We start from the raw sequence: 6186 nt of genomic DNA, 5'->3' as shown, positions 1-6186 counted from the left end.
TTGTCTGCCGCCGAATTGTGGGGCGGGTGGTTACGCCGAGTTTCACCGGCACGGTGATCGAGCTGGGAGTGAAAGGAAAGGTGATATGCTGAATTACTCAGGTACTGCCAATTATATCTTCCCGGGCGCGCCGTGGACTACCATCCTGCAACTGAAGGCCGCCACGCCGTGGACGGCGGCCGACGAGGACCCTGATTCTTGGCGGCTGCGCATCCATCCGACTCGCGAGGGCGGCGATGCGGCGATACTGGCCGGGCCGGTCGCGCTGGCGAGGGACCCGGGCGACGATACGAAACTGGACATGCGGTTCGATTTGACGGGCGACCAGACGATTGAACTGGTAAGCGTGGTCAACCAGTTGGCCGCAGTGGAGTTGGAGCAGATTGATTCGGGTGGCGATTGGAAGCCGACGCCGGGCATGAGCGGCACGGCAAACGTGCGGCACCTCCCGGGTGCGGCGATTTGATTTGAGTGAGGCAGCCGCCGATCGTAGGAACGGAGAGCACATGATTAGCTCACTCGGCCAATTCGAGTTCCTGACGATGGACCGGAAACCCGCCGGTCCGGTCCAGCGTGTGGCACTGGAGAGCCGGGCCGGGATCCCCGGCTACGCGGCGTTTCTGACCGGCGCTCGCGGCGAACAGCAGACGGTGGAGACGTGGGTCGACCAGCCGACTTTCGCCTCCGCGCAATGGCTGGCGGAACAGTACCGGTGGCTGGTCGGTTCGGTTGTCCCAATCGTGTACGCCGGCGAATCCTTGCCCTACTCCGCCTTACTGGTGAACGTCGACGCGCAACCGGAGCGGATCGTGATCGGATACGGCGGACTCTCGCCCGTCGCACGGGCTGGCGTGCGTGCTACCTGGACCCTGGTTACCCGAGGCTGAACGACGTGGCTGCAATCTCCCTGACCCAACCGACACTCGCCCAACCCGCCACGCACGCGGTGTTTACGAAAGCGACGTGGAACTCACCGTGGATTGATGTCAGTGCGTTTTTGCACTGTCTGAACCTATCGTGGAGTACCGGCGAATCGCTCGGCAGCGCCGTGTTTCGCTATCGGTTTCTCCCGTACCTCGCGCCCGACTCAAACCTCTGGGTCAACCGCGCGCCGCTGGTGATCAATCCGCGCAGCTACGTCGGGGTCACCGTGTACGGAGCGGACGGACGCCCGCCGCTGGAATGGATTGGAGTCTGGCGACGCGCGTCGCTGCAATCGGACCAGCAGCGGTTTACCGCGGTCGGTGTCGAGTGGCTACTGCACAACCCCTGTCGTAACGCCCCCTGGCTACACAACGGCACGGTCCGCTGGGCCGGACGCGGCTTAACTTTCAACCAGGACAACCGGCCGAACCGCTCGCAAGGAAAGCATACCGTCCACGGTGAGAGCGTCTATATATTCGAGCCCGATCCGGACGCGGCCGCCTGGTGGTCGACTCGCGATGCCGTGGAAACCACGCTGGCCCTGGCCGCACCGCTCACGCCGGCTTGGGTCCCGGTTTGGCACTGGACCCCCGCCGCACTGGACCAGCTGCCCGATTGGGACCGCCCCCAAATCGAAACACACGATCGGCAGTGGGTCGATCTATTGCGGGCGCTGGTCTCACGCTACCAGCTGACCGGATGGCGAGTGCAACCGGTCACGTCGGGCGGCCAGACCACGCTGGGCGTGCAATTCTTTACGTTCGCTGAACAGCCGATCCCCGTCTATTCACGCACCGGACACGTGATCGGCCAGATCCCGACGAACCCGCTGGCCGATACCCTCGACGTATCGACCGACGCCAGCGGAGCCGCCTCGCTGACCACCGACGCCGCCCACACGGTCGACCAGGTGGTGGTGGTCGGAGACCAGCGGGAGATTGTGTTTTCGCTGCGAGGCCGCGGCGACGAAACACTCACGTCGCTATGGACGATTGCGGACCAGGCGGCCTACGCGCAAGGTGCGTCCGGGGAAGGCGACTGGCCTGACGACCGCGACGAGCAAGACGAACGGCAACGCACGTTCCGCAACCACGAACGCTATCGGCACGTGTGGGCACACTACGGCACGCCCGCGAACTGGGACCAGCGAGCCGGTGGCGGCTACGACGACGGTTCCCTGAAACGACCGATTGCATGGGAGGAGGATCCTAACGACGCTGAGGGAGAACGGTTCTGGGTCTACCCGCCGCTGCTACAGTTCGCTGAGCAGCTGCCGATCCTGACCGGCTTCGACATCGCGGGCGGCACGATTGCGAACCTGGCCGCGCAACCGGACCCGCCAACCTATCGCGGCACGCGTCTGGGCCAGCCGGGAGAATACGTGCACGAGCCGGTGCCGCTGTCCGGTTGGATCGGGATCGACGAAGGGGAAGAGCTGCCCGTCGACCGCTACTATCCGCTAGACGAAGTGCACCGCGGTGCAGACCTGGACCAGGTGGACGAAGGACGCAACCGCCGCTGGTCCGCAGACGTGCGACCGCTGCCCGACCGGCCGGGCGTGGAGATCCGGGTCCAGGGCGAAGAGCAGCTTGTGCTGGCAGGCGGCCTCTACATTTTCACTCGCGATTACATACCCGGCGGGGCCGATTGGCAGAACATTATTCTGACGGTCGGAATCCACGAACCGCGAGACACAATCGAATTCTTTCCGGCGGAAGACCAGATCGAAATGCTGGGCGACCAGGTGCTGCGGCTGCGGATCGACGCACCCGGCTACACTCGCGTCGACGTGCGCCCGAACACAGTGGTCGGAACCGACCCGGCTGACGCCTTACTGCGCCGCACCGCCGGCGGGCCCCTGATCGACGACCGCCGCGTCCTGCGGCTGATCGCACAACGGGCCTACGCCTGGCACCGCACACCGCGTCTCTCGCTGGCCCTGACCACCGCCTGCGTCACGGGCGAACTCGCGATCGGACGCCGTATCGTTTCCCTGACGGACACGCACGGCACGTGGCCCGTCAATACCGTGGTCTCGGAGATCACGATCCAATTCCCGCTAGGCGAAGGCGAAACACCGCCGCTTCCCAAGATGACCGTGGCGACCGCCTACGCGGAACTCGATTACCTGCCGCGCGCCCAATAAACGATAGGAAAGGAACCTCGCACCATGTCGCAAATCCAAATCACCGCCGGGCTCGCTGTCAGCAACGGCCCGTACCGGCAGCCGCAACTCGGCGGCCCGTTTCAGCAAGAGCAGACCACCGCTCGCGGCGGAACGCCGGGACTGCTCAGTCTCACGACCGCTGAACAAGACGTGGATTTCGGGGACGTAACGCCCGGCTGGGTGTTCGTCAAAAACCTGTCCAGTGAGAACGCCATGCTGATCGGACCGAAGAACGCAGGCGACGCCCTGGAACCGTTCCTGGAACTGCCGCCGCTGGCGCAGGTGGTTCTGCCGCTGGACGACGGTGTTGTCCTTCGCGTGGCCGCTGCCGCCGGAACGCTCGATGCGCAGATTGTCGGAGTCAACCAGTAGCCCACGGACGGAGCCGCCTCCCATGCGATCCCTGACCGTCAGTATGCAGCAGCCGCCCCGCGTGATCCACCCGAACGGGCGCACGCGGAAGCACAAATGGCGATGGCGAGTGGTCCGCGACTTTCGCGCTCTGGTCCATTCACTGGCCTACTGCCAGATCCAGGAACACTTCCGCGGCCAGCCGCCCATGTGGCCCGCCGCCACCGCACAGGTGACGATCTACTACGGACGCGGCCAACGCCGCCAGGACGACGATAATCTGATCGCCTGGCTCAAGCCTGCTTTCGACGGTCTGCAGGACGCCGGGGTGATCGCAAACGACCGGCACCTGACGCACCTGCCCCCGATCCACGAACGCGACCCTGCGAAACCGCGTGTCGAAATTACCATCGATGCCGGGCCGCGAAAGAAGAAGAAGTAAGACCATGACCCGAGTGCCGATCCCCGACCGAGTTGCCGAACTGGAACGCCAGGTGGCCGCCCTGACCCGCCGGTTCCTGCCCACCCGCACCCGCGACGCCCACGTGGGAAACGTGCGCGAAACGTGGGCCGCACGCACTGTCGAGCCGCCCGAGGGTTCCGGCGAAGAGTACCCGGAATACGAGGACGGCACAAACCATCTGCTGCCGTTCGTCTTTATCGATTCCGACGTGGAGAGCGACCTGTCGGCGGTGGAATGGACGGACCGGTCGGAGGAACCCAAGACACACGCCGCCTCGCGGATCTGGCTGCCGCCGGAAACGCCGATCGAAGTCGCGTTTGCCAACGGTCGCTATCGGGTCGTCTGGCCCTGCCATCGCCTGCTGATGGTCCGCGCGACGCAGTGCATTAAGCCCGGACAAGGCGGCACGGTCTACGCGCAGAAATGGGAAGACGGGGCGTGGGTCGACGACGAACTGTACGGCGAGCTGCCCTTGTGTGATCCGGACTATTGGGTGCTGGCACTGCAAGACGAACGGTTTCGCGTTACGCGGGACTGCGAATTCGAGGGCTGCTTTCGACCCGCCGGACCTTACCTGCCACCACGCCGAGTCAAAGTGACCTCGACAATCGGTTGCAATGCCGCGGGCAACGTCAGTGTGCTGCACAACGACAGTGCGGGCTGCACGTGGTCGGAACCGGACCCGGTTTGCACGGTGAGCGCGTGCAATAAAAGCAACCGAAACATCGGCTGCGATAAGGACGAAGAGGTCACGTTGCACTGGACGCCGGGCGAGCAATCCGGCTGGCTGGTCCCCGGCGATCGGGCCCGCCTGGCAACCGCGGTTCTCGCGTCCGACTTATGCGCCGCCGCCACGGCCAGTATCGCAGGATTCACCGCACTGGACGTGTGCGACTGGAACCCGCGAACCACGATTACCGAAGCGGGCAACCCCGCGTTGCTCTACGGCTGCGCGGGGCAGCTGGTGCTGCTCGGCTGGGACGACGACAATTGCGAGTGGGTGGTTCTGCAGGTCGCCCCCAAGCTAATCCCCTACGAATCGAATCCTATCGTCGGGTTCCGCTGCGCTGAAGGGTCCGAGCCGACGCTGCAAATTGCACGGCTCAAGGGCATGATTGCCGTCCAGTGGTGTATGGACTGCGGGGAAATCGAGTGGCAGGATCTGGAAGGCGCTCTGACGCCCGTCGATTCCGTCTCGGGTGTCGGGTTCTGCGGCAAGACGCCGGACACTGGACCGCGCGAAGGTGTCACGATAGTCGACGCCCATTGCGGTGACCAGCAGTGGCCGACACCCACGCTGACGCTCGACATCACGCCGCCGGAAGGTGCGCACCAGCTGTATCTGTCGTTGGTAAAATGCGCCGGCGGAGCCGACGATGAGGTGATCGAGGAGCTGAACCTTGGCGGCGAACGGTATATCTGGATTGAGGGCGTCAATCCGCCGGGCGAAACGACGATCGATTTCTACGAATTCAGCGAGTGCGAGTGTGTGGTCCTCACTCTCCAGTGGTTCGACGATCAGTCGCCGGAACAGCCGGTCGGCGAACCGTTCACGCTCGGCGCGCCGGGAGTCGGGATCTGCTGCGACGATTTCAACGGAGAGGGTAACGGCAACGGTCCCGATCCGCCGAAGGATTGCGTGCTCAGCATCAGCACCAAACGCAAATGGGTGCTCGGCTGCGGAACGGAGCAATCCGGAGCATCTATCCCGCTGCCAATGCTGACCTTGGATGTGCCCGACAAGGACGCCTCGCCCAGTTACGAGGAAGTGCTGGACGAGGAGGAAGTGATCGGTTGCGAACGGACCACGCCCACCGTGCGGCATTGCCTGCTCGGCTGCGCCGTCGGACCCGGAGAGCCGATCACGGAAAACCTGACTCGTATCGAGCCGGTGACGGACGGGACGCTGGGCGCTAGTGAATCCACCGGGCTGTGCTGGACGCCGCTTCGCACACCGATCTACGTGTTGGCCGGATGCCCCGGAGACGAAGCCGAGGGCGACCCCGCGTGCCTCGACAGTATCGTGTGCCCGCCCATCAACGGAGGAGAAGAGGTTTAACCCATGACCTACGCACCGATTCTCCGATGGGATAATGGTGCACTGAAGCCGGTGCTCGTCGAGACATCGGAAGGGCTCAAGATCGCATTCGACGAAGAGCTGTGCGACTGCGAGTGCGGGGATGAGGCACCGTCACCTTGTGACTGCGAGTGCGGTGTACCGGATCACTTCTTGGCGTCGTGGGACAATGTGGTTGATTGTATGCTCACGCAAACAACTTAC

7 protein-coding genes are annotated in these 6186 nt (G+C 64.2%); all 7 read left to right on the top strand.

The annotated features are described in order from the left end of the window. Positions 1 to 85 precede the first annotated feature (85 nt). The gene (locus QZP87_RS01870; RefSeq protein WP_291321223.1) at positions 86 to 466 is read left to right on the top strand and encodes a hypothetical protein; all 381 of its coding nucleotides are present in this window, start codon (positions 86 to 88) and stop codon (positions 464 to 466) included. 40 nt (positions 467 to 506) lie between these two features. After that, positions 507 to 887 (top strand): hypothetical protein, encoded by a 381-nt coding sequence (locus QZP87_RS01865; RefSeq protein WP_291321222.1) that lies wholly within the window; start codon positions 507 to 509, stop codon positions 885 to 887. Between the two features lie 5 nt (positions 888 to 892). Continuing rightward, the gene (locus QZP87_RS01860; protein ID WP_291321221.1) at positions 893 to 3070 is read left to right on the top strand and encodes a hypothetical protein; all 2178 of its coding nucleotides are present in this window, start codon (positions 893 to 895) and stop codon (positions 3068 to 3070) included. Positions 3071 to 3094: 24 nt separating this feature from the next. Continuing rightward, the gene (locus QZP87_RS01855) at positions 3095 to 3463 is read left to right on the top strand and encodes a hypothetical protein (protein WP_291321220.1); all 369 of its coding nucleotides are present in this window, start codon (positions 3095 to 3097) and stop codon (positions 3461 to 3463) included. Between the two features lie 22 nt (positions 3464 to 3485). Continuing rightward, a complete protein-coding gene (locus QZP87_RS01850) occupies positions 3486 to 3884 on the top strand; it encodes a hypothetical protein (RefSeq protein WP_291321219.1) in 399 nt (132 codons plus the stop codon). A gap of 4 nt (positions 3885 to 3888) precedes the next feature. Continuing rightward, complete coding sequence (locus QZP87_RS01845) at positions 3889 to 5964, top strand: hypothetical protein (protein WP_291321218.1); 2076 nt, start codon at positions 3889 to 3891, stop codon at positions 5962 to 5964. Positions 5965 to 5967: 3 nt separating this feature from the next. After that, positions 5968 to 6186: hypothetical protein (locus QZP87_RS01840; protein ID WP_291321217.1), on the top strand; the 219-nt coding region annotated here is incomplete at its 3' end.

Origin of the sequence: Desulfonatronospira sp., assembly GCA_003563255.1 — a bacterium.
GTDB lineage: Bacteria > Desulfobacterota > Desulfovibrionia > Desulfovibrionales > Desulfonatronovibrionaceae > Desulfonatronospira.
Note: the sequence above shows the minus strand (reverse complement) of the source record. Positions and strands in the feature narration are given on the sequence as shown.